The 25,067-nt window shown below is 46.4% G+C and carries 22 protein-coding genes and 1 tRNA gene; 18 read left to right on the top strand and 5 right to left on the bottom strand.

Going from position 1 to position 25,067, the window contains the following annotated elements; all coding sequences use genetic code 11:
* Positions 1 to 30: 30 nt before the first annotated feature.
* From ACT8YW_RS13610 to ACT8YW_RS13620, 3 genes are all read left to right on the top strand, one after another.
* Entirely contained in the window at positions 31 to 192 is a 162-nt protein-coding gene (locus tag ACT8YW_RS13610; RefSeq protein ID WP_444105594.1) for a hypothetical protein, read from the top strand.
* 240 nt (positions 193 to 432) lie between these two features.
* Positions 433 to 1,236, top strand: coding sequence for an inositol monophosphatase family protein (locus tag ACT8YW_RS13615; RefSeq protein WP_444105558.1), 804 nt, complete (start codon positions 433 to 435; stop codon positions 1,234 to 1,236).
* A gap of 30 nt (positions 1,237 to 1,266) precedes the next feature.
* Positions 1,267 to 1,974: a ComF family protein gene (locus ACT8YW_RS13620; protein ID WP_444105560.1), complete on the top strand. Its 708-nt coding sequence runs from the start codon at positions 1,267 to 1,269 to the stop codon at positions 1,972 to 1,974.
* 73 nt (positions 1,975 to 2,047) lie between these two features.
* Here ACT8YW_RS13620 and ACT8YW_RS13625 read toward each other — a convergent pair.
* A tRNA-Asn gene (locus ACT8YW_RS13625) sits at positions 2,048 to 2,121 on the bottom strand.
* Between the two features lie 77 nt (positions 2,122 to 2,198).
* On the opposite strand from ACT8YW_RS13625, the gene ACT8YW_RS13630 reads away from it, so the two are divergent.
* A complete protein-coding gene (locus ACT8YW_RS13630) occupies positions 2,199 to 3,188 on the top strand; it encodes an adenosine kinase (RefSeq protein WP_009000957.1) in 990 nt (329 codons plus the stop codon).
* Positions 3,189 to 3,233: 45 nt separating this feature from the next.
* Complete coding sequence (locus tag ACT8YW_RS13635; RefSeq protein WP_444105563.1) at positions 3,234 to 4,922, top strand: S41 family peptidase; 1,689 nt, start codon at positions 3,234 to 3,236, stop codon at positions 4,920 to 4,922.
* A 142-nt stretch (positions 4,923 to 5,064) separates the two neighbouring features.
* Here the strand turns inward: ACT8YW_RS13635 and ACT8YW_RS13640 are convergent, their stop codons facing one another.
* Complete coding sequence (locus ACT8YW_RS13640; protein WP_444105565.1) at positions 5,065 to 6,264, bottom strand: sensor histidine kinase; 1,200 nt, start codon at positions 6,262 to 6,264, stop codon at positions 5,065 to 5,067.
* Positions 6,265 to 6,690: 426 nt separating this feature from the next.
* Here ACT8YW_RS13640 and ACT8YW_RS13645 point away from each other — a divergent pair, with 426 nt between their 5' ends.
* Complete coding sequence (locus ACT8YW_RS13645) at positions 6,691 to 7,923, top strand: site-specific integrase (protein WP_444105567.1); 1,233 nt, start codon at positions 6,691 to 6,693, stop codon at positions 7,921 to 7,923.
* A 22-nt stretch (positions 7,924 to 7,945) separates the two neighbouring features.
* Complete coding sequence (locus ACT8YW_RS13650; RefSeq protein ID WP_444105569.1) at positions 7,946 to 8,314, top strand: hypothetical protein; 369 nt, start codon at positions 7,946 to 7,948, stop codon at positions 8,312 to 8,314.
* Between the two features lie 51 nt (positions 8,315 to 8,365).
* Here the strand turns inward: ACT8YW_RS13650 and ACT8YW_RS13655 are convergent, their stop codons facing one another.
* Together ACT8YW_RS13655 and ACT8YW_RS13660 are read right to left on the bottom strand one after the other, a co-directional pair.
* Complete coding sequence (locus ACT8YW_RS13655; RefSeq protein WP_444105571.1) at positions 8,366 to 8,665, bottom strand: helix-turn-helix domain-containing protein; 300 nt, start codon at positions 8,663 to 8,665, stop codon at positions 8,366 to 8,368.
* A gap of 33 nt (positions 8,666 to 8,698) precedes the next feature.
* Positions 8,699 to 8,998, bottom strand: coding sequence for a helix-turn-helix domain-containing protein (locus tag ACT8YW_RS13660; RefSeq protein ID WP_444105573.1), 300 nt, complete (start codon positions 8,996 to 8,998; stop codon positions 8,699 to 8,701).
* Positions 8,999 to 9,633: 635 nt separating this feature from the next.
* On the opposite strand from ACT8YW_RS13660, the gene ACT8YW_RS13665 reads away from it, so the two are divergent.
* From ACT8YW_RS13665 to ACT8YW_RS13715, 11 genes are all read left to right on the top strand, one after another.
* Entirely contained in the window at positions 9,634 to 10,929 is a 1,296-nt protein-coding gene (locus tag ACT8YW_RS13665) for a TolC family protein (protein ID WP_444105575.1), read from the top strand.
* An 18-nt stretch (positions 10,930 to 10,947) separates the two neighbouring features.
* Entirely contained in the window at positions 10,948 to 11,856 is a 909-nt protein-coding gene (locus ACT8YW_RS13670; RefSeq protein WP_122291009.1) for an efflux RND transporter periplasmic adaptor subunit, read from the top strand.
* Positions 11,853 to 14,978 carry an efflux RND transporter permease subunit gene (locus ACT8YW_RS13675; RefSeq protein ID WP_444105577.1) on the top strand — a complete coding sequence of 1,042 codons (3,126 nt, stop codon included), beginning with the start codon at positions 11,853 to 11,855 and terminating at the stop codon, positions 14,976 to 14,978. Before ACT8YW_RS13670 ends, ACT8YW_RS13675 begins: the two co-directional genes overlap by 4 nt.
* Positions 14,979 to 15,077: 99 nt before the next feature.
* Positions 15,078 to 15,509: a DUF4377 domain-containing protein gene (locus tag ACT8YW_RS13680; protein ID WP_444105579.1), complete on the top strand. Its 432-nt coding sequence runs from the start codon at positions 15,078 to 15,080 to the stop codon at positions 15,507 to 15,509.
* Positions 15,510 to 15,517: 8 nt separating this feature from the next.
* Positions 15,518 to 15,934: an EamA family transporter gene (locus ACT8YW_RS13685; RefSeq protein WP_444105580.1), complete on the top strand. Its 417-nt coding sequence runs from the start codon at positions 15,518 to 15,520 to the stop codon at positions 15,932 to 15,934.
* A 6-nt stretch (positions 15,935 to 15,940) separates the two neighbouring features.
* Positions 15,941 to 16,618 (top strand): response regulator transcription factor, encoded by a 678-nt coding sequence (locus tag ACT8YW_RS13690; protein ID WP_444105582.1) that lies wholly within the window; start codon positions 15,941 to 15,943, stop codon positions 16,616 to 16,618.
* A complete protein-coding gene (locus ACT8YW_RS13695) occupies positions 16,615 to 17,676 on the top strand; it encodes a sensor histidine kinase (RefSeq protein WP_444105584.1) in 1,062 nt (353 codons plus the stop codon). The genes ACT8YW_RS13690 and ACT8YW_RS13695 overlap by 4 nt, the downstream gene beginning before the upstream one ends.
* Before the next feature lie 66 nt (positions 17,677 to 17,742).
* Positions 17,743 to 19,002: a phosphatase PAP2 family protein gene (locus ACT8YW_RS13700; protein WP_444105586.1), complete on the top strand. Its 1,260-nt coding sequence runs from the start codon at positions 17,743 to 17,745 to the stop codon at positions 19,000 to 19,002.
* Positions 19,003 to 19,147: 145 nt separating this feature from the next.
* The gene (locus tag ACT8YW_RS13705; protein ID WP_444105588.1) at positions 19,148 to 19,741 is read left to right on the top strand and encodes an RteC domain-containing protein; all 594 of its coding nucleotides are present in this window, start codon (positions 19,148 to 19,150) and stop codon (positions 19,739 to 19,741) included.
* A 354-nt stretch (positions 19,742 to 20,095) separates the two neighbouring features.
* Positions 20,096 to 21,514 carry an adenosylhomocysteinase gene (gene ahcY, locus ACT8YW_RS13710; protein WP_004302401.1) on the top strand — a complete coding sequence of 473 codons (1,419 nt, stop codon included), beginning with the start codon at positions 20,096 to 20,098 and terminating at the stop codon, positions 21,512 to 21,514.
* Positions 21,515 to 21,665: 151 nt separating this feature from the next.
* Positions 21,666 to 24,179: a YfhO family protein gene (locus ACT8YW_RS13715; protein ID WP_444105590.1), complete on the top strand. Its 2,514-nt coding sequence runs from the start codon at positions 21,666 to 21,668 to the stop codon at positions 24,177 to 24,179.
* 150 nt (positions 24,180 to 24,329) lie between these two features.
* On the opposite strand, the gene ACT8YW_RS13720 is transcribed toward ACT8YW_RS13715, so the two are convergent.
* Positions 24,330 to 24,923 (bottom strand): hypothetical protein, encoded by a 594-nt coding sequence (locus ACT8YW_RS13720; protein ID WP_444105592.1) that lies wholly within the window; start codon positions 24,921 to 24,923, stop codon positions 24,330 to 24,332.
* Positions 24,924 to 25,067 lie beyond the last annotated feature (144 nt).

Consider the following 25,067-nt stretch of genomic DNA (forward strand, 5'->3'; position numbering starts at 1 on the left):
CTTTATCAATGACGGGCAACTTACTATCTTTTGATTTTATGTCGAACTCACGTTAAAATAGCTACTCCTACAGGAGTGGTAGGAAGCCAGGGACCAGCCTATTCGGGAGCTGGCATAACCGGACTCACTTATGACGGTGTGGCATTACTTTACGGACGTACCTGTAAGTTGAAAATTGTGGTTCAAAAGTAAGGTTGTTATAAATTAAGGAATAAAGAACAATACATTTATATTTTGATGTAAAAGTTAAGAAAGGTCGGCTCATAAAAGAAAATGAGCCGGCCTTGTTTTTAGATGTTTCTTTAAATATTGGTTATAATAGTTTTGATGTTATCTCATTAATTTGCGTATCAAATACGAAAATATTATTTTCCTTTATGCTTTTTGCCGGAAAAGCTATAACTTCGAAGCACTTTTTAATTTGAATAATAAATGTTGGATTTAAAGCAACTTACAACTGATGTATGCCGGATTGCTACAGAAGTTGGATATTTTTTGAAAGAAGAACGAAAGAACTTCCGTCGTGAGCGTGTGGTGGAAAAACATGCGCACGATTATGTGTCTTATGTGGATAAAGAATCTGAAGTGTGTGTGGTGAAAGCCCTAACTGCTTTATTGCCTGAAGCGGGATTCATTACAGAAGAAGGCTCTGCCACTTATCAGGATGAACCATACTGTTGGGTGATTGACCCCTTGGATGGAACTACGAATTATATTCATGATGAGGCTCCTTATTGCGTGTCCATTGCTTTACGTAACCGTACCGAACTTCTCTTAGGTGTCGTTTATGAAGTTTACCGGGATGAATGTTTCTATGCCTGGAAAGGTGGAAAAGCGTTTATGAATGGCGAAGAAATTCATGTGTCGAACGTTGAGGACATCAAAGATGCATTTGTCATTACAGAATTACCTTATAATCATCTGCAATATAAACAGACCGCTCTCCATCTCATCGATCAGCTTTATGGGGTAGTGGGAGGTATTCGCATGAATGGCTCGGCTGCTGCCGCAATCTGTTATGTAGCTATTGGGCGTTTCGATGCATGGATGGAAGCATTTCTCGGAAAATGGGATTATTCTGCAGCAGCGCTGATTGTACAGGAAGCGGGAGGAAAGGTGACTAACTTTTATGGTGAAGATCATTTCATAGAAGGACATCATATTATCGCAACGAACGGGAGTCTTTATCCTGTCTTTCAGAAACTCCTGTCAGAAGTACCTCCATTGAATATGTAGGTGCTATTGCAACTTTAAATCTCTATTATTATGAAACACACATTTCTTATCAAAGACTGGCTTAGTTCCTTCTTATCCCTGCTATTTCCCCGTTGCTGTGTTGTTTGCGGCCGGCCGTTAGCAAAGGGTGAAGAATGTATCTGTACAGTATGTAATATCAATCTATCCCGTACCAATTATCATCTTCGAAAAGATAATCCGGTAGAACGGCTCTTCTGGGGACAAATCCCTTTGGAACGGGCTACTTCTTTTTTCTTTTATGAGAAAGGAAGTGACTTCCGCTTGATTCTTCATCGGTTGAAATATGGTGGACAAAAGGAAATAGGCGCAATTATGGGGCGATATATGGCTGCCGAGCTTTTATCTTCCAATTTTTTTCAGGGAATTGATGTGATAATCCCCATACCGCTTCATAAGAAAAAACAGCAAATCCGTGGTTATAATCAGAGTGAGTGGATTGCCCGTGGCATTGCTGCTGTAACAGGAATCTCCATCGATACAGAATCAATATTACGTAAGAAAAATACGGAAACGCAAACGCGCAAATCTGTGTTTGAACGTCGGGATAATGTGGAAGGTATCTTCGAGCTTCAGCATCCCGAAACACTTGCAGGTAAACACATATTGATAGTTGACGATGTGTTGACTACCGGTTCTACTACTCTGGCATGTGCTTCCTGTCTGGTAGATGTGGGGGATATACGGATTAGTATATTGACGTTGGCAATGGTGGAATAAATTTCCGCTGATCCGAAAAACATTGGATCCGAAAAATAAAAAAGAGATAAATCTTCTGATTTACCTCTTTTCGCTCTTCCTCTTGGACTTGAACCAAGGACCCTCTGATTAACAGTCAGATGCTCTAACCGACTGAGCTAAGGAAGAATGTTTTTCTCAATTGCGATGCAAAAGTACTAGGTTTTTTTGAAATATGCAATATCTTTGCAAAAAAAATATTAGGAATGGACAAAATAATAGGATTGGGCAACGCCCTGGTAGACGTACTCGCAACCCTGAAGGATGATACTCTTTTGGATGAAATGGGTTTACCCAAAGGAAGCATGCAGCTCATCGATGACGCTAAGTTACAGCAGATTAACACGAAATTTTCACAGATGAAAACCCACTTGGCAACAGGCGGATCGGCAGGAAATGCCATCCTCGGACTGGCTTGTCTGGGTGCCGGAACAGGGTTTATCGGAAAAGTGGGAAATGATAATTATGGAGAATTTTTTCGTGAAAATCTGCAGAAAAATAAGATTGAAGACAAACTATTGACCTCGGACCGACTGCCTTCCGGTGTGGCATCCACTTTTATTTCACCGGATGGAGAGCGCACCTTCGGAACCTATCTGGGAGCAGCGGCTTCTTTGAGAGCAGAGGAACTGACCTTGGATATGTTTAAAGGTTACGCGTACCTATTTATAGAAGGCTATCTTGTTCAGGACCACGAAATGATTCTTCACGCCATTGAACTGGCTAAAGAAGCCGGTTTGCAGATTTGTCTCGATATGGCTAGTTATAACATTGTGGCTAATGATCTGGAATTCTTCACCTTGCTAATAAACAAATATGTTGACATTGTCTTTGCAAACGAAGAGGAAGCGAAAGCCTTTACCGGCAAGGAGCCGGAGGAAGCTTTGAGAGTGATTGCCAAGAAATGCAGTATTGCTATTGTAAAAGTCGGGGCAAATGGTTCTTATATCCGCAAAGGGACAGAAGAAATAAAGGTTTCGGCCATTTCGGTTCAAAAAGTGGTGGATACTACTGGTGCCGGTGATTATTTTGCTTCCGGATTCTTATACGGATTGACTTGCGGATATTCGTTGGATAAATGTGCAAAAATAGGTTCTATTCTCTCGGGAAATGTTATTCAGGTAATCGGAACAACGATACCACAGGAACGTTGGGATGAAATTAAGTTAAATATTAACAGGATTCTGGCGGAATAACAAAGGATTGAGCTACTTTTACGACTCATTTAGATTGAAAGAGGTATGAAAAAATTGCTGAACAGGCAGATAGCTATTGTTGCAGTAGCGGTGATAGTCACAGTTGCTTTCTTTAGTTTCAAGAGTGGAGACGACCGTAATTTCCAGATTGCAAAGAATCTGGATATATTTAATGCGATTGTGAAAGAACTGGATATGTTCTATGTAGATACCATTGATCCGAATAAAACGATTCGGGAAGGAATCGATAATATGCTTTATACGCTGGATCCTTATACGGAATATTTCCCGGAAGAAGATCAGAGTGAACTGGAGCAGATGATTAAAGGATCATTTGGTGGAATGGGTTCTTACATTGCTTATAATACGAAACTAAAGCGTTCGATGATTTCTGAACCTTTCGAGGGAACGCCTGCTGCAAAAGCCGGTCTGAAAGCGGGAGATATCCTGATGGAGATTGACGGACAGGATCTTGCCGGTAAGAATAATGCGGAAGTCAGCCAGATGTTACGCGGACAGGCAGGTACCAGTTTTAAGCTAAAGATTGAGCGCCCGAATGAGAAAGGTGGACGTACGCCGATGGAGTTTACGATTGTACGTGAGTCTATTCAGAATCCGGCGATTCCTTATACTGCCGTATTGGATAATAATGTAGGTTACATTAGCCTTAGCACTTTTTCCGGCAACCCTTCCAAAGAGTTTAAGAAAGCATTTCTGGATTTGAAGAAACAGGGAGCTACTTCGTTGGTGATAGACCTCCGTAGTAATGGCGGTGGATTGCTGGATGAAGCAGTAGAAATTGCGAATTATTTCTTGCCGCGTGGAAAGGTGATTGTAACGACCAAAGGGAAAATCAAACAAGCTAGTAATACTTATAAGACATTGCGCGAGCCGTTGGACTTGGACATTCCGATTGCGGTATTGGTAAATAGTGGAACCGCTTCTGCTTCCGAAATCTTATCAGGTTCTCTGCAGGATCTCGACCGTGCCGTTATCGTTGGTAACCGTACCTTCGGAAAAGGACTGGTACAGGTTCCCCGCTCTTTGCCTTATGGCGGAACGATGAAAGTGACTACCTCCAAATATTATATTCCAAGTGGACGTTGTGTACAGGCTATTGACTACAAGCATCGTAATGAAGATGGAAGTGTAGGAACCATTCCTGACAGTTTGACTAAGGTATTCCATACGGCTGCCGGACGTGAAGTACGCGACGGAGGTGGTGTAATGCCGGATATTGTTATCAAACAGGAGAAATTACCGAATATCCTCTTCTATCTGGTACGCGATAATCTGATTTTTGATTATGCAACTCAGTATTGTTTGAAACATCCTACCATCGTTGCTCCGGAGAAGTTTGAGGTGACAGATGCCGATTATAATGATTTTAAAGCGTTGGTGAAGAAAGCTGATTTCAAATATGACCAGCAAAGCGAGAAAATTCTGAAAACGTTGAAAGAAGCTGCCGAGTTTGAAGGGTATATGGATGATGCTTCAGAGGAGTTCAAGGCACTTGAGAAGAAGTTAAATCATGATCTTGACCGCGACTTGGATTATTTCTCATCTGATATAAAGAAGATGATTGCTACTGAAATTATCAAGCGTTACTATTACCAACGTGGTAATATCATCCAGCAGTTGAAGGATGATGACGGTTTGAAGGAAGCGATGAAAATTCTGAATGATCCGGTGAAATATAAAGAAATGCTTAGTGCTCCGGCTGCTAAGGAATAAATGAATATATTTCAAACATAGATATATGCGGAAAACGCGGTTTTGTTACTAACAAGCCGCGTTTTCTGTATATCTATATTTAATTGTAAATAGTCATGTAAGGTCATGCCTGGACACAGATATTTGTGTCCTTAATCGATCTTTATTGACGAATCAAAGGTAGGGTAAAATAGAATCTGCTTCCCTGGCCTTCCTGGGAGCGCAACCAGATACGTCCACCCATCTTCTCTACTAACATTCTGCAAAGAGTTAATCCCAATCCTGTTCCCTGAACAAAATCGTCGACCTTTCCAAAGCGCCGGAAAATTGTGGCAATTCTTGCTGCCGGAATGCCGATGCCGCTATCTTTAACGTAGAACTCTACAAAATCCTCCTTTTCCCGATAGCCGAAATGAATTTCTCCTTTCGGGGTAAACTTCGTAGCGTTACTAAGCAAGTTACTTATAATTTGTATGATGCGATTCCAGTCTCCCGAAGTATACATGTCCGTATCTACGTCGTCCAAAATAAGTTTGACACCGTTTTGCGTCTTATGGCAGAATTGTTGTTCCAGCTGCAGGCAGATATCTATTAATTTGATCGGGCGGATATTGAATTTTAGAGAATCAGCTTCAAGCGATGCCAGATCCAGAATATCATTGAATAGATTCAGCAGCATTTCCGAATTTCGTTCGATGATTTCCGAATATTGATTCTTCTCTTCCGCAGATGTTGCGTAAGTGATTAGTTTGGAGAATCCTACAATGGCATTGAGCGGGGTACGTATTTCATGACTCATGTTTGCCAGAAAAGCAGATTTCAATCGGTCCGACTCTTCCGCTTTGATTCTGGCAGCCTTTAGTTCTTTCTGTTGTTGGGCATTCGTCTGTTCCGCCTCCCATTGTTGGGATATATCACGGCACATACACAACAGATACTCTTTATCCAAAGGAAAGATACGGTTTTCGTAGTGATGTAAAACACCATCCAACATAAGATCGTGTCTGGCTGTTGAACTTTCTCCTGTGAGAATCACCTTATCCATATTCTTGCGGACACTTTCATAAGCCTCTTTGGGCAGAATGTCTTTTACGTTAGTGGTAGTAATATTGTTGGGGCTGATACCTTCTACGTGATTAGTTGCCGGAGAAGAAGCAAGCTCTATAATATTGGCGTCATGGTCGAAGACGGTGAGCATGTCAGGAAGAGCATCCAGTATCCGGGTACTATATTTATCACGAAAACGTTCTTTGGAGGGAGAGGAAGAATCTGAAGAATGAGAGGAAAGGAAATCTATTTTCTTCTCTAATTGTTCGATTATTTCTAAAAGTTCCTCCTTTGTTTTGTTTTCGTAATTTCTCATAGAAGATTCATTATTATTCATTAGAATGTTGTAGAAGTTGTTTTATCTGTTGCAAAGATAGTGATAAAAACCGAGAGTTAGAGCAGATTGGGGCAAGAAGGTTGTAAACAAGGTGGTTAGAGAGAACTGAACTGTGATGTCGCAGCCAAACCGAAGCCATCGAAAAGCCAACTGAAACCGGAGTTGCGTTACTATCCCGTTACTCTGTTCCGAATGGCAAAGGCGGTTTTGGGAGGATTTCAAAGCGCTGAAATACAGGCTCTATTCGTCTTGCTCCGACTGCAAATATAGCCGAATTTCCAAAATTCGGGCAGAGGGAGGCGAAAAAAGTTCTATTTCTGCCGCGATTGCGTTGATATGCTGCGATTTGCGTATCGAAGAATAGCTCTATAAGAAATAATTTTGTAACCAAAAAATTGTAGAGTTATGAGATCGACATTCAAGGTTTTATTTTATTTGAAACGCAATGCCCCGAAGAAGAACGGGCTTGTTCCCGTCATGTGCCGCATCACGGTAAACGGCAAAATCGCTCAATTCAGTTGCAAATTGGACGTAGAGGAGAAGTCGTGGAACGTAGAATTAGGCCGTGTTTCCGGCCGCAGCATCGCAGCGCAGGAGGCCAACCGGATGTTGGATAAAATCCGCGTGGGTATCAACCAAGCCTACCAGCAGATCGCCGACAGAGATAATTATGTTACCGCCGAGAAAGTGCGCAACGCTTATCTCGGTTTGGGTATGAACCACGAAACCTTGCTGGCGGTATTTCGTCAGCACAACGAGGATTACGAGAAGCAGGTCGGCAAACTCAAAAGCCTGCGTAGCTATTGGAAATACTGCGTCGTTTACAAACACCTCGCGGAGTTCGTCGAAAAGCGGTATAAGGTCAGCGACATTGCGCTCAAAGAGCTTACTCCAGCATTTATCACGGACTTCGAGTTGTTCCTGCGAGTGGAAAAGAATCACTGCAACAACACGGTCTGGTCGTACATGATGCCATTTCGGAAAATTATCTATATGGCCGTCAACAACGGCTTGTTGCAGCGCGATCCGTTCTTCGCTTACAGCATCACCAAAGAAGAGACCAAACGGGGTTTTTTGACCCAAGAGGAAATCAGGCTGCTGATCAACGGCACATTCGAAAAGAAAAGCTACGAACTGATCCGCGATCTGTTCATCTTCTGCACCTTTACGGGATTGAGCTGGACGGATATGGCGAACCTTACCCAAGCGAATCTGCAAACCTCGTTCGACGGGCATTTGTGGTTGAACACCAACCGTCAGAAAACGGGTGTCGAAACCAATATCCGACTGTTAGATGTCGCCAAGCATATCATCGAGAAATACGACGGCATGGCCGAAGGGGACAAGCTACTGCCCGTTCCGTGTTACGAAAGCTGTAAAAGAGGCATCAAGGCAATAGCGAAGAAGTGCGGTATCGAAAAGAACGTCACGTGGCACCAGAGTCGCCACAGCTATGCGACGACCATCTGTCTCTCCAACGACGTACCTATTGAAACGCTCTCGAAAATGCTCGGACACCGGAGCATCCGGACGACGCAGATATACGCGAAGATCACGGCGGAGAAAGTGAGCCGCGACATGGAGAAACTCGCGCAGCGCATCGAGCAGATGGAGAGCTTTATTTGTCAAGCGATTTAATGAACTTAAAAAACAGAATACGATGAAAAGAGAAATTATCACGATAGACGAGTACGGCAGATTCAGTCTGCCGACCGATACCGCCGATATATGGATGACGGAAGCGGAGATCGTCGAATTGTTCGGCACGACTGCCGGAGCGGTACATGCGGCTATCAAAGCCCTCCTCGAAGAAAACGTCCTGCATGATTACGAGGTCTGCCGATACGTCCGTCTGGAAAACGGCAACAGTGCGGACGTGTATGACATGGAGATTGTCATAGCCCTCGCGTTCCGGCTGAACACCTACCCTGCGTCGGTATTCAGAAAGTGGCTGGTAAAGAAAGCCGCTGCACCCCGACGCACGACACCTCCGATTGTCATTCGATATAAGGACGGGCTTCTGAATTGAACCGGACAAGCAAGGAAACGGGCAGGTGTCGACACCTGCCCGTTTTCATTTTCAGAGAATTGCCTTGCGGTAGTTTTCCGCAAGCATCTTTTCGATGTCGGATTCCCGATAGAGGACTTTGCCGCCGAACACGATATAGGGTATCTTGCGCACGGTACGATACTCCTGCAAGGTACGTCGGCTGACTTTCAGCCTGGCGATCACCTCCTTGTCGGTCATGTACCGTTCTCCTCCGAGCGGCGGATGAAAATCGTCCATGAGCTTATCTACCTCCTTTGCGCATTTCTTCAAAGCGTGCAACGCCGACGCGATGCGTCCGTCCTCCGACATGATTACGTTACTGTCATTCATCTTTTCTGTGGATTTAGTGGTTGGTATTTTCATTCAGGTATCCTCTCGCCCGGATTGCAATAAGGCGGCTTCTTTCAACAGCCGCTCAACTTCCTCCGGCCTGAAATAAAACTTGCGGTTCACCCGCGTGAAAGCGATCATCCGGTTGTCGCGCAAGGTCTGCAAGGTTCGCGGGTTTATACGCAACAGGCGACATACCTCCTGCCCGTCGAGCCACTTCTGCATCTGCTTGTCATTGCAACGGCGACATAACGCACCGACTTTCCCCACGAGCGTCTCCGTAGCGGCGAGCAACGCCTCGAATGTTTTCTTTTCTACGATAACTATTTCCATGTCCTACGATTTTTAAGATTTGCGGCAAATCTACTCAATCCCTCCGTACCTGCTTGCTGTCCGATGTTTCGTGGCAGCTTGTGGCGTCCGTTTGGCACAGTTTGGCGTTGTACCGGTCGCATACTGAAACTGCTCTTGCCGACAATAGCAGGTATGTTGCCCGTTTTTATTTTCAGTTGCTGCGAATAACTTTACCCGTAAATCTTTGTATATAAATTGGCCTATATTCGGACACCCTTAAATCCATACGACGATACGACAGTAAATCCGTAAATCTGTACGACACCACTTCTCTACGGAATTGTTTCCTTAATGTATTGTAGATTTCACTCCGTAAGAAAGCACGCAAGTAAATCCGTAGAATTTCAACATACGGAAACGAGAAATTACGATTCATACCGCACGGAATGCTTTATGTTCATCGGAACATAGCAAGGTGTGTATCGAGTTACTCGATACCTTTTGAGTTACTCTCAAAAGCCTTGCCCTGACGGGGAACAATCGCCCTCCGAAGTCGGGCGATTAGAGCGAAAGAAAGAAATGTCCCGATATACAAAAGACGTTCCTATAATAAACAATCTCCCAAATTTCCCCAAAATCGTCTTCTACTTTTGTCCCAAAAACAAAAATAGAATATGAATCGGTTATTATTGTTATTTTCATTAAGCATCGTCAGCCTGCACTCCTATGGGCAGGAGGATGGCAGCAAATCTCTACATTATTACATAGAGACAGCCAAAGAGAATAGTCCGTTGATAGCGGATTACCGGAACCGGACGGAGATAGAGCAAGCGGAACTTGAGCGGCTGAAAGCCATGTATACACACTCCCGGCTGGAGCTGAACGGCGACTATCTGTTCGTGCCGATCGTCTCGAAAGACGGCGGACGGGCCGCTTTCAAATGGAATGCCCGATCTGCTACGGATTACTACGGTTACGATTTGGGAGAGAGCAGCGGCTCTTTCCATGCCGGAGCGACTTGGACGCACCCCCTCTTGGGCAGGAGTTCATACAAAGTAGCACAAGAGCAGGCAAAGATCAACACGGATATGGCGAATAACCGTATTCGTATGGAAGAGCACCAGTTGGAGCGTTCCGTAACGGAGCAATACCTGCTCTGCCTGCTCGACAAGGCACAGATAGACTTTACGGATTCTGTCGGAACGGTTATCGGACGCCGTATGGAAATCGTTCAAAAGTTAGTTGAAAACGGTCTGTCCAAACAGTCGGATTTGCACCTGTTGGTGATCGAAAGGGAGGCGAATGACGAATTGCACACCGCTGCCTGCCAAGATTACCACACCCATCTGATGGATCTGAACCTGCTCTGCGGCATCGACGAGGTGACCGATGTGGCATTGTCGGATATAAGCCAGCCTGTCCGGTTGCGCAACGACGGGGAGCCGAGCCTCTTTACCGAGCAATACCGGTTAGACAGCCTGAATACGACAGTCGCCCTGCGCTCCTTCAACCTGCAATACAAACCCAAGCTCGACCTGTTCGTAAACGGCGGTCTCCAAGTCGGCGACTTTTCCGGCTGGTATCGCCATTTCGGGTTGAGTGCAGGGGTAACATTCTCGTGGACCATTTTCGACGGCAGGCAGAAGCGGCAGAAAGAACGTCAGGCCGTGTGGCAACAAAACACCATACGGACTTACAAGGAGAACTCCGAATATCAACGGAACATGAGAATCAAACAGTGCCTCTCCGAGTTGGGTAGATATGACGAAAGAGAGAGAGCTTTAGAACGTCAGCTTGCCGAATACGAATCCGTATTGGCTGATTATGGTAAAGAAATGGACGCCGGACAAGTATCCGTGTTGGATTACATTACGGTACTCCGGAGCAAGATTCAGACAGAGAAAGACCGCTTGCTGTTGCGCACGAACAAGCAGCTTGTCATAGCCGCCTATAATTATTGGAATTGGTAATATCAAATCATCACAGTCATGAAATATCAGATAGTCTTATTATCGCTTATAGTAAGCCTTGGCGGATGCGGGCAAAGAGGCGCATCGAACGAAAACATACAGGAAGAAAAGCCCGGAACGGCAGTCACGCTGACTCATGCGGCGTTCGGCAAAATCGAGAAGGAAATCATCTTGTCCGCCACTACGGCGTACCAGAACAAGTCAGTGGTCGGTGCTCCGATTCCCGCATTCATCACGGAAGTTCTCGTACAGCCCGGTTCACGGGTGAAAGCCGGAGATATACTTTACCGGATAGAGAGCAAGGAACAGCACGCTTTGGGCAGCGGCAACCGGACGGCCATTCCCATACAGGCAGAGCGCGACGGTATTGTCCTCGACGTGCAGCAGCAGTCGGGAAGTTATATCACCGAAGGCGCTGTGCTTTGCTCCGTTGCCGAAGCCGGAAGCCTCGTATTCGAGATTAATGTCCCCTACGAACAGAGGCGGTATGCGTACAGCGGAAGCAAATGTATGCTGGAACTGCCCGACGGTACCCGGCTGACGGCAACCGTCCACGCCCCGTTAGCTACGATGAACACGGTATCACAATCGGAACGGGTAATCGCACGGGCAAAAACGCCTTTCCTGCCGGAAGGCATGAATGTCAAGGCTGTATTTACAGAAAGCGGTTCATCCTCGGATAAAGGCATGATACTTCCCAAAAGTGCCGTGCAGAGCGACGAAACGCTTACGGAGCATTGGGTGATGAAATTGGCCGATGACAGTACGGCCGTCAAAGTACCTGTAGAGGTAGGCAACAGCAACGCTTCGGAAATCGAAATCAAATCGGCTGCCTTGTCGCCGCAAGACTGCATTATCCTCACGGGTGGATACGGTTTGGAGGACGGGGCGAAAGTCGTCGTTACGAAAGAGGAGGCCGCCTTATGAACACAATACAGAAACGAAGCCTTCACCAGCTATACAGCCGCCCTATCCTGTTCGTAGGGCTGCTTCTGCTGCTTGCCGGAGCGTGGTGCTACACACAGATGCAGACCAACCTGTTTCCCGAAGTGTTGTTCCCCCGCATCACCGTGATAGCCGATGCCGGACAGCAGCCCGTAGACCGTATGATGATTACCGTCACTAAACCCTTGGAAAGTGCGGTGAAGAAAGTGCAGGGTACGACGGTCGTCAAGAGCAGCACCAGCCGGGGCAGTTGCGTGATAGATGTTTACTTCAAATGGGGGTTGGATATCTATGCCTTGAAAACCCAGTTGGAGAGCCGTATCAACGAGATAAAAGGTTTCCTGCCCGACGGCACGGTCATTTCCACCGAGGCGATGAACCAATCATTATTTCCTGTCTATGGATTCACGCTGGAGAGCAAGACACACAGCCGCATTGCCCTGCGCGATGTGGGCAATCTCGTGGTGCGCCCCATGTTCTCGCAAGTGGATGGTATCAGTAATGTAGTGGTACGTGGCGGCAAGGCGAAGGAGTTCGTCGTGAAGCCCGACGCCGCGAAGATGACGGCGCTCGGCATTACTCCCGCACAGATAAAGACCGCTTTCGCGCAGACGAATTACGTATTGGGAAACGGCAATGTGGCGGACTATAACCGCCTGTACCTGACGCTGACCGACACACGTATCAACGACATGGAAGAATTGCGGAATGTGATTGTCCGCAACGACGGCAAGCGGATTGTCCGTCTGGGTGATATAGCGGTAGTCGAGATACAGGAACAGCAGGAGTTTCTGAAAATCAATGCCGACGGCAACGATGCCGTGCTTGTCGATTTGGTGAAGCAGCCGGGTGTGAATCTGATCGATTTTGCGAAGCAGGTGGAAAGCAAGGCAGACGAGATCAGGCAGCAGCTTCCGGCAGGCTATGAACTCAAGCCCTATTACAACCAGAGCGCTTTCGTGGGCGACAGCATCCACAGCGTACTGAAAACCATCTACGAAGGGTTGTTTCTGGCCATCGTCGTGATGGTGCTGTTTCTCCGCTCGTGGCGGTCGAGTCTGGTGGTCATGCTGACCATCCCCGTTACAGTGGCTTTCAGTGTCCTGCTCTGTTATCTGGCAGGAATTACCATCAATGTCATGTCGCTCGGTGCGATGGCGGCTTCGGTGGGGTTGATTATCGACGATGCCATTGTCGTTATCGAACAGATTTACCGGGAGCACGAAGAACGCCCCGGCACGGACCGCTTCTCTGTCGTACGCCATGCCATCCGTAATCTTTTTCCTGCTATGGTGGCATCTTCGCTTTCGACGATTGTCATCCATTTCCCGTTCCGGCTGATGAGCGGGTTGGCAGGCAGCTTTTTCAAGGAGCTGTCCGACACGATGCAGCTTACACTCGTCGCTTCATTCCTCGTCACTTGGCTGCTGCTGCCTGTCCTGCACCTCGTTATCGGATATAGGAAACAACTGCGTCCGAAGGACTTGGACGTGAAAACGCTCGAAGAGAACTCCATCCGAAAAGTTCATTTCCTGACCGTTGTTTATCGCAAACCGCTGGTTGCCGCCGGGTTCGTCCTGCTTTTAGGTTTGGGCGGCTGGTATGCTTCTTCCCGGCTCTCTTCGGGCTTTCTTCCCGATTTGGATGAAGGGACTATCGTGCTCGACTATCATTCTCCCGCAGGAACGGACATCGAGGAGACCGACCGCCTCTGCCGTCAGATGGAACGTATCATCATGGCGCATCCCGATGTGGAGACTTACTCGCGCCGCACGGCTCTCGGCATGTCCTTCAAGACACGGCCGAGCAATTTCGGCGACTACCTGATTCAGCTGAAAACGGACCGGAAAGCGAGTACCCCTGAAGTCATCAGCGACCTGCGCCGGGAAATATCGCAAGCCGTTCCGTTGATGACTATCGGCTTCGGGCAGCGTATCGCCGACCTTTTGGGCGACTTGATGAGTACCGCGCAACCCGTCGAAGTGAAGATATTCGGAAACGATTACGAAACCTTGCAGAAGATGGCGGCACAAGCGGAGAAAGTCATGGAGGCCGTACCGGGCATTGTGGACATCGACAACGGACTGATACCCGCCGGAGCCTCGATAGTCTTCACCCCGAATCAGGAACGTCTTTCGCAATTCGGCATTTCGCTGACCGATTTTCAGCAGCAGCTCACCGCCCATACGGGAGGCATCCCGCTCTGCCAGCCGGCTAATGTGATCGAGCCGAATCCTGCACAGGCAGCCATGACGGGCGGTCTGCAAATCGGTTCCGTGCAGGACGGCGAGCAGATGCGGCGCATCCTGTTGCGCTTTACTGATTTCGAGGACAATTCTCCGGAACAGTTGAAACAGCAGCCCGTATTCCTGCCCGACGGCAGTACCCGCCCGCTCGGTTTCTTCTGCGAGATCTGTGTGGTTCCCGGAGAAATCGAACAACGCCGCGAAGATCTGAAAAGCAACATCACGCTGACCGCACGGCTTGAGAACCGCGACTTGGGCAGCACGGTCGCCGACCTGCAAAAAGCATTGGACACGGAACTCGCCATGCCTTCCGGTTACAGCATCTCTTACGGCGGTGCATACTCCGAACAGCAGCAGTCTTTCCACGAACTGACGATGATTCTCCTGCTTGCCGTACTGCTCGTATTTGCCGTATTGATGTTCCTTTTCAGGGAATGGTACATTTCGCTCACCATCCTTTTCATCTCCATCATGGGCATCTGCGGTTGTCTATTGGCTTTGTGGCTGACGGGCGTTCCGCTCAACGTGAGCAGCTATACGGGTATCATCATGGTGGTGGGCATCATTGCCGAAAATGCCATCTTCACCGTATGGCAGTACCGCATGAACCGGAACCGAGGCGGCGATGTCTCCCAGTCCGTCGATTATGCCATTGCCCTGCGTATCCGTCCAAAACTGATGACGGCTCTCGGTGCCGTACTCGCCCTGATGCCATTGGCACTCGGAATAGGTCTCGGCGCACAGATGCAACAGCCTTTGGCTGTAGCCGTCATCGGCGGATTTATCGTCGGCCTGCCCTTGCTGCTGATAGTACTGCCTGCGATGATGAGGGTAATTTACAAGACAGAGCAAGTATAAGATGACTTGCTCACTTTCAAGATTTCTACAAAATCAGGTTTATGATTATCGATATTTAATAATTTTGCAAATAATATGATACTTAAAGTGAGATTAAACATGAGAAAGTTGTATTTTCCAACTTCCCTGTTGCTTATGTTTCCTTTTATCCTTGTAAGCTGCTTGAACGAGAATGAAGGAAATAAACGGGAAGTGACAGGTTATGAAGAATATCTCTTGACCGTTGCTTCCGAAAAAGTCCAAGGTCTGGCTTTCAGCGGAGGTGGTAATTTTGTAACGGACGTATATGCGGTCAAACGGGAAAAGTCTAACGAATGGGAGCCATTTGTATATATCGGCAAATTCGATTATGAAAGTGGATATGAATATCAAATTCGAATCAGCCAGACCAACTACTTGGATTACAACATGGGAGATCCGGCTTGGAGCGAATATGAGCTTCTCGAAATCTTGTCGAAAGAAAGGAAAGATTCAGAAGGGCTTCCCGATAGTTTTATTCCGTCCTGGTATGAAGAGGAATTTTCGAAATAGCTTCAGCCATGTGGAAATATTATGCTTTACTTTCGGCATTCTTTGCCGCGCTGACAGCGATTTTCGCCAAAATCGGAGTGAAGGACATCAACTCGGATCTGGCGACGGCTATCCGCACGTCAGTCATCTTGTTTATCACTTGGGGAATCGTTCTTGCCGGAAACCACACGGCCGAGGTGAAAGGCATCAGCGGACATACATGGATATTCCTCATTCTGTCCGGTGCCGCCACCGGCCTCTCGTGGCTGTTCTACTTCAAGGCATTGCAGGTAGGGGATGTATCGCGTGTGGCACCGATAGACAAATTGAGCGTGGTGATTACCATCTGCCTCTCCTTTCTGTTTCTGAAAGAGCCGGTCAGCCTGCGGGTGATCATCGGGGCATTGCTCATTACGGGCGGCAGTATCGTAATGTTAATAAAGTAGAAGAGTATGAAAATATTGATTATAGAAGATGAACGAAGTCTTTCGGATAGCATCGTAGCCTACCTCAGTAGTGAAAAATATCTGTGCGAGCAGGCTTTCACCTATGACGATGCCAAAATGAAAGTAAATATGTATGAATACGATTGTGTGCTGCTCGACCTGATGCTGCCCGGCGGTAACGGCCTCGACATCCTGCGTGACATCCGGAAGCAGCGCAATCCGGTAGGCGTGATTATCGTGTCGGCCAAGGATTCGCTGAACGATAAAGTAAAGGGGCTGGAGATAGGAGCGGACGACTACCTTGCCAAACCCTTTCACCTGCCCGAACTCAGTATGCGCATCTATGCCATTATCCGTCGTAAGGAGTTCGCGGCAAACAATATACTGGAAAGCAATGGTGTCCGGATCGACTTGCTGAACAAGTCGGCTATAGCGAATGAAATACCAATAGAACTTACTAAATCGGAATACGAACTGTTGTTGTTTTTCATCGGTAACAAAGAGCGTGTCATATCGAAGAGCGCTATGGCCGAGCATCTCAGCGGAGAGATGGCGGACATGATGGACAATCACGATTTTGTCTATACCCACATCAAGAACCTGAAAGCGAAACTCGCTGTCGCGGGATGTAAGGACTGTATCAGGAATGTGTATGGAACGGGATATAAATGGACAGAATTATGAAAAAGAAGAGCTTGATGTACAAATCGCTCACGCAGTTCATTGTCTGCGTGGCAATACTCCTGCTGTTGGCAACCCCTCTGTTCTATTGGTTGACCAAGAGCTTCTATGCCGAGGACATGATAGATATTATCGAAGCCATACAGCAAGGGAAACCGGTTCCGGCCCTCGACCTCGAAGAGGATATCCTGCATGGTATCATGATCCAGTTTGCACTTATCGTTACCGTATTGGGCGTGGCTATCGTGCTGATGATGCACTTCATCTCTGGCCGTCTATGGCAACCGTTCGACAAGACACTGGAGGCAATAGAACATTTCAAGCTGGAAAATGGAGTATGTCCACAATTAGCGGAAAGCGACACCAAAGAATTTGCAAGACTGAATACCGCTCTGCAAAGGCTGATGACGAATAGCCTCAACAGCTACCGGTTACAGAAAGAGTTTACGGAAAATGCCTCGCATGAGCTGCAAACCCCGTTAGCCGTATTCCAAAGCAAGCTCGACCTGTTACTGCAACAACCGGAGCTGACCGAACGGCAAGCCGACATCATACAGGATTTATACCAAATGAACAACCGCCTGTCGCGGTTGAACCGAAACCTGCTTCTGCTGGCCAAAATGGAAAACAACCAGTTCAGCCGCACGGAGTCAGTCGACGTGGTAACGGTGATAAAAGATCTTCAGCCCTATCTCGAAAGTCTTTCCGGCGAATTGGTCTTGACGCAAAACTTTTCAGCAGCCTCTTTGCCGATAAAGGCCAACCGTTCCTTGTTGGAAAGCATGGTAAACAATCTCGTCGTGAATGCCGTTCGCCACAATAAGACCGGCGGAGAAATAACCGTATCCTTGTCGGACGACCGGCTGACAATATCCAATACGTCCGACGACGCGGCACTGGATGCCGACCAGATATTCAACCGTTTCTATCGCCCGTCGGAAAAAACGGCGGGCAACGGTCTCGGACTCTCCATCGTCAAGGCCGTATGCGATTATCACGGCTGGAAAATTTCATACGCCTATACTGGTGGAAAACATGAGTTTACGGTGATATTTCTGTAAATCTTCAAACTTTCCCCAAAGTCACCCGATATCTTTGCTGCCATAAATCAAAAAAATGATGGCAGCATGAAAAAGATAGCACTATGTATCGTCGGTATTTACAGTTTTGCCCTCTTGTCGGCCCAAAATCCGACAGATAGCCTGAACACAGAAAGGAGTGATAGTTTACCTATCCATGTAACAAATAGTTTCAGCAAAAGACTTGACAGGTTCTCGTCCTCCCGGTTTTATCAAATGACATATATTGGCGTTCCGCTGGTTATCGGTGGTCTGATTGTAAAAAGTGAGGACGACCATTTCCGGAGCCTGCGCAATGATTATCTGCCCCGGTTCAGCCGCCACGCGGACGATTATATGCAGTATGCCCCTGCCGCGATAATGCTCGGCATGAAAGCGGCAGGTGTACAAAGCCGTAGTTTATGGGGCAGAATGATTGTCTCCGATGCTTTTTCCGCCATCCTTATGGGAAGTGCGGTGAACACGTTGAAACGAACAACCAATGTCGAGCGTCCGGACGGTTCGAACAGACACTCCTTTCCTTCCGGACATACCGCCACGGCATTTATGACCGCCACCATGCTCAATAAGGAGTACGGACATAAAAGCCCGTGGATCGGTGTCGGGGCATACGGCATGGCTACCGCTACAGGGTTGATGCGGATGGCAAACAACAAGCATTGGTTGAGCGATGTGCTGACTGGAGCAGGCATCGGAATACTTTCGACCGAGATCGGTTATTACCTCGCAGACCTGATATTCAAGGAAAAGGGGATTGACAGCTTTGCTAATGAAGATATGTTCGACCGAATGGAAAAGCCCTCTTTTCTTAGTCTGTATCTCGGATTGAATATCCCATTGAGTGGTTATGACATTGATGAACAAACCGAATTTAGCACCTCATCGGGTAGTGCGGCCGGTGTGGAGGGTGCGTATTTCTTCAATCCGCATATCGGTGTCGGAGGACGGTTTGCCGTTTCCAATACCTCTATAATAGTCAATAAAGATCAAGCGGAAAATAATACTTTCGATGCGGTATCGATTTGCGGAGGAAGCTATTTTTCCTATCCGCTGTCTTCGCGTTGGTTGGTAGGCAGTAAACTTTTGGGCGGTTATGTGCATTATCCCCAACTGAAACTGACAGACAGGACAGTTTTCGCAAAAAGTGGATTCTGTATGGGAAGCGGGGTTTCATTGACATTCAAGGCAAAAGAACATTACGGTATCCGTTTTTTCCTCGACTATAATTTATTTCCGTCGCATAGCAGTCGCAGCTCCGAATGGATGAATACCCTAACTTGTGGAGCTTCAGTTGCGATTACGTTATAATATTCCTTTAACATTTAAGCGATACAGCTACTCGATACGAGTTTCAATGGCAAGTAAGAGTTCGCTTTATAAGAAATAAATCTCCACCGAGTCCACTTCAACAAACTCGAAGAAACTGATTTATTTACTTATAAAACGAACATTTATGACACATCATATTACGGCGGATCGTTTGGTGGAATCCGCCATCAAAGCTGTCACGGAAGAACTGTTCCGCGACTTCGATAACACACTCCGCACCTTCTGCGACGAGGATGACGACCGCAAAGCCGTTTTTCGCACCCTGCGCTATGCGCGAATCCGCCTGCACGTATTATGCGGCTATATCTCGAAAGAGGAAACGCCGGAGAGTGATACTCAAATTCGTTTCCTGCATATCGTCATCGGATATATAGATACAGAGCTGGAGATATTGACTCGCTACGGCGATACTTATCCGTCGAAACCTCATGTATGCAAACGACGTTGGACGGGAGCTGTGGTCGAAATAGTCGAGTTGATATATGCCTTGCACGAGATGAAACGTATCGACGACGGGGAGATAGCCATGAACGAATTGGCCGGATTCTTTGGCGAGTTGTTCGGCATTCGCCTCGATGCGCGAAGTCTTTATGACGCTTATACCGACATCAAGCGACGCAAGGGCGAGAGCCGTACCTATTTTCTCGACAAGTTGCGCGAGCGTCTGAACCTGCGGATGCAACGCGACGATGAAAAAGAACGGGAGCGGCGACGCTGATTAAATAATGCGGATGGAAAGTTCTGTCCGCATTTTGCATAAACACAATCGCCGATTTTGCTATTTCCAAGAAAAACGCTATATTTGCGTAGAGTTGTTCGACGAGTTGCAAAGTGCAGCTGTTCAGCGCAGTTACATGGTCGCTAAATCGTTACCGACAACTTTCTTAATCTCCGCTCTGCTCTGTCATTCAGACAGATACATAAAAGTTTCTTATCCGTTGCAAATATAAAACAATATTCCGAGATGCTGACAGCCTCCCTAGTTATTATAATATAAAAAAAACGGATAGCTTTTGCCCTACTAATCAGAATGTTCTATCTTTGCATCCATTATATATAAATGATTTACAATATGTCTACAGAATTATTCTCTACTCTGCCCTATAAGGTGGCAGATATTACACTTGCTGATTTCGGACGCAAGGAAATCGATTTGGCAGAAAAAGAAATGCCCGGCCTGATGGCTCTTCGCGAAAAGTATGGAGAATCCAAACCGTTAAAAGGTGCCCGCATTATGGGGTCGTTGCACATGACCATTCAAACGGCTGTGCTGATTGAAACATTAGTGGCTTTAGGAGCTGAAGTACGTTGGTGCTCTTGTAATATATATTCAACGCAGGATCATGCTGCTGCTGCGATAGCTGCTGCCGGTGTACCGGTATTTGCATGGAAGGGCGAGACTCTTGCCGATTATTGGTGGTGCACGCTACAGGCATTGAGTTTTGACGGCGGCAAGGGACCGAATGTGATTGTAGATGATGGCGGTGACGCGACAATGATGATCCACGTGGGTTATGATGCTGAAAATAATGCTGCCGTATTGGATAAGGAAGTACACGCGGAGGATGAAATAGAACTGAATGCCATCTTGAAGAAAGTGTTGGCAGAAGACAGTACTCGCTGGCATCGTGTAGCGGAAGAAGTGCGTGGCGTATCTGAAGAGACTACGACAGGCGTACACCGTTTGTATCAGATGCAGGAAGAAGGCAAATTGCTGTTCCCGGCATTCAATGTAAACGACTCGGTAACGAAATCTAAGTTTGATAATCTGTACGGTTGCCGCGAATCGTTGGCCGACGGAATCAAGCGTGCAACAGATGTGATGATTGCCGGAAAAGTAGTAGTGGTATGCGGTTATGGTGATGTGGGTAAAGGCTGTTCTCACTCCATGCGTTCTTATGGAGCGCGGGTGCTCGTGACGGAGGTAGACCCGATCTGTGCACTGCAGGCTGCAATGGAAGGTTTCGAAGTAGTGACGATGGAAGAGGCTTGTCTGGAAGGTAACATCTTCGTGACTACGACAGGTAATATCGATATTATCCGTATCGACCACATGGAGAAAATGAAAGACCAGGCTATCGTTTGCAACATCGGCCATTTCGATAATGAAATTCAGGTAGATGCTTTGAAACATTATCCGGGCATCAAATGTGTGAATATCAAACCGCAGGTAGACCGTTATTATTTCCCGGATGGACATAGCATTATCTTGTTGGCCGACGGTCGTCTGGTAAATCTGGGATGTGCAACAGGACACCCGTCATTCGTGATGAGTAATTCATTTACCAATCAGACATTGGCGCAGATAGAACTGTTCAACAAGAAATATGATATCAATGTATATCGCTTGCCGAAGCATCTGGACGAGGAAGTGGCTCGCCTGCATCTTGAAAAGATCGGTGTGAAACTGACTAAGCTGACTCCCGAACAGGCCGCTTATATTGGTGTATCGGTGGACGGACCTTATAAAGCAGATCATTATAGATACTAATTTGATTTACGATTAGACGATTTACCATTTACGATTGATAAATAAGGGAGATCGATATTCCACTGTTATCAATTGTAAATGTTAGGTTGTCCGGTCGTATTTATTTTTATATTCAAACTTCAATCGTAAATAGTAAATCGTGTCATCGTAAATGAAAAAGTTTCTTCCTGACTTAATAGCCATTCTGGCTTTTATCATTCTTTCTTTCGCCTATTTTTTTCCGGCTGATATCGAAGGTCGTATCTTGTTTCAGCATGACACGGCTGCCGGAGTCGGTGCAGGACAAGAATCGAAAGAGTATCTCGAGCGTACCGGAGAACGTACGCGCTGGACAAACTCGATTTTTGGAGGTATGCCTACTTATCAGATGTCTCCGAGTTACGACTCGACAACGTCCCTGAAAGGGGTGGAGAAGGTTTATCGCCTCTTTCTCCCGGATTATGTAGTGCTGACTTTTATCATGATGCTGGGATTCTATATCCTCTTGCGGGCGTTTGGAATATCGGCCTGGCTGGCAGGATTAGGCGGAGTGATATGGGCATTCTCTTCCTATTTCTTCATTCTGATACCGGCAGGGCATATCTGGAAGTTTGTGACATTGGCTTATATACCACCTACGATTGCAGGTGTCGTTCTGGCTTACCGGAAGAAATACCTGTTGGGTGGAATCATTACGGCCCTGTTCATCGCCCTTCAGATTCAGTCGAATCACATTCAGATGAGCTATTATTTCATGTTTGTGATCCTGTTTTTTGTAGGAGCTTACTTTGAAGATGCTTATAGAAAGAAAGAATTGCCTCATTTCTTCAAGGCTAGCGGGGTTTTAGCACTGGCTGCTGTGGTAGGAGTCTGCATCAATATTTCCAATCTGTATCATACGTATGAATATAGTAAGGAGACGATGCGCGGCAAGAGCGAATTGAAGCAGGAAGGAGCTGCTGCCAGTCAGACTAGTAGCGGATTGGATCGTGATTATATAACCAACTGGAGTTATGGTATCGGTGAAACGTTGACGTTGCTGGTTCCGAATGTAAAGGGGGGAGGATCAGGATCTACGATGTCACAGAGCGAAGCTGCTATGGCAAAGGCCAATCCAATGTATAACGGTATTTACTCACAGTTACCTCAATATTTCGGTGAGCAGCCGTGGACAGCCGGTCCGGTATATGTGGGGGCATTTGTGATGTTCCTCTTTGTATTGGGGTGCTTTATAGTGAAAGGTCCTCTTAAATGGGCGCTGCTGGGAGCTACTATCTTCTCGATTCTGCTTTCATGGGGAAAGAATTTCATGGGGCTGACGGACTTCTTTATCGATTATGTCCCGATGTATAATAAGTTCCGCGCTGTATCTTCTATTCTGGTAATAGCTGAATTTACAATACCTTTGTTGGCGATTTTTGCCTTGAAAGAGATTTTGAGTAAACCGGATATGCTGAAACAGGAAAAGAACTGCAGAGGAGTGATTGCTGCGTTGGTACTAACTGCCGGTGTTGCACTCATTTTAGCTGTCGCCCCGGGCGCTTTCTTCTCCAGCTTTATAACGGCACAGGAGATGACTGCTTTGAAACAAGCACTTCCTGCCGAACATTTGGCTCCGTTTGTGGCCAATCTGACTGAAATGCGCGAAGCCATTATTGCTTCGGATGCATGGCGCAGCTTCTTTATTATAGTGATCGGTTGCCTGTTCTTATTCTTGTATCAACTGCGGAAGTTGAAAGCCTCTTTCACACTGGCGGGTATTGCGCTTTTGTGTCTGATAGATATGTGGAGTGTCAATAAACGCTATTTGAATGACGAACAGTTCGTGCCGAAGTCGAAGCAGTCAGAAGCATTCGTGAAAACACAGGCGGATGAGATTATTCTTCAGGATACGACTCCGAATTATCGTGTACTGAACTTTATCGGTTTCCCCAGTAATACATTTAATGAAAACAATACAGCATATTGGCATAAGAGTGTCGGTGGCTATCATGCAGCGAAACTTCGCCGCTATCAGGAAATGATAGACCATCACATCGTGCCCGAAATGAAAGAAACTTATCAGGCTGTGGCTACTGCCGGTGGACAGATGGACAGTGTGGATGCTTCTAAATTCCGTGTACTGAATATGCTGAATACCAAATACTTCATTTTCCCTGCCGGAGAGCAAGGGCAGGCTGTTCCTGTCATGAATCCTTATGCATACGGTAATGCATGGTTCGTAGATAAGGTGCAGTATGTAAATAATGCAAATGAAGAAATAGATGCTTTGAACGATATTCTTCCAACGGAAACAGCCGTAGTGGATGTGAAGTTTAAAGAACAGCTGAAAGGTGTGACAGAAGGATATAAAGATTCACTATCTACCATCCAGTTAACCAGTTACGAGCCAAATCGTTTGGTTTATAAGGCCTCCACTCCTAAAGACGGAGTTGTTGTTTTTTCTGAAATATATTATCCGGGATGGCAGGTGACTATCGATGGCCAGCCGGTAGATATTGCCCGTGCAGACTATATCTTGCGTGCGATAAATATGCCGGCAGGGGAACATACCATTGAGATGTGGTTTGATCCGCAAAGCATACACGTCACGGAAAGTATTGCTTATGCAGCATTGGCTTTATTGTTAATCGGAGTTATGCTTCTTGCGTGGACGCAGCGGAGCAGGATAGCGAAGAAGCCTTAAGCAAAATGTAATAGCATCAACCTTATAGTGCATTGTAAGGTTATAAAATAAGGGCGGCTCTCTTCCTCACGAAGAGAGCCGCTACTTTGCATTCACTAAAAAATTATGAAAAACAAACGCTGTTCATAGAAACATATTAAGTGTGATGTTTTAGAGATTTTTCTGTTCAAAATCCGGTTTTTCGCCAGAGTGATTATCTTTGTGCATTCTTCTTTGAGCAGCCTTTTTCCGTGCGGCATTTTGTTCAGCCTGCCACTTTTCGTACTGTTCTTTTGTCAGAATCTTTTTTATCTTCTTTTCTTTGGCTTCTGCAGCTTTCTTTTGTGAATCGGCGGAATTGCTATCTTTGTTCATCATCGGTCCACCACCCATTCTACCGGGAAAACCACCTTCTCCCATCATAGGCGGTTGGCCTCCACCCATTGGTGGACGTCCTCCCCGCATTCCAGGGCCTTCTCCCATTGGCGGACGTTGGTCATTCGAATTTTGCATAGCCTTGAAGAATGCTTTCTGCTCTTTCAGGTTCAGCTTGTATATTTTTTTATATTGTTTATCTGTCAACTGGAGTAACTTATTCATTTGGTCTGTCATCTGCGTGGCTACCTTTTCCGGATTCAACACCTCACGCGGAAGACGCTTTTCTTGTTGCCTTTCTTGCGGTTCATTGCCTTCTTGTGCCGTTGCAAAACCGGTGTAGCATGCTAAGCAGACTACCAATCCTATCCATTTCATGTTTTTTCTCATCTCTCTTATGCTTTTAATTTGTTTTAATATCTCAAAGCTAAGTAGATATTGGAATAGATAAAAATAAAATCGACTAAGGACGGAGATTTATGTAAGCACTCATTGTATGGCTGTCCCTTTTTCTATACTCTGTAGTGGAGTATA

Source organism: Bacteroides sp. (assembly GCF_052357945.1).
Taxonomy (GTDB): Bacteria; Bacteroidota; Bacteroidia; order Bacteroidales; family Bacteroidaceae; genus Bacteroides.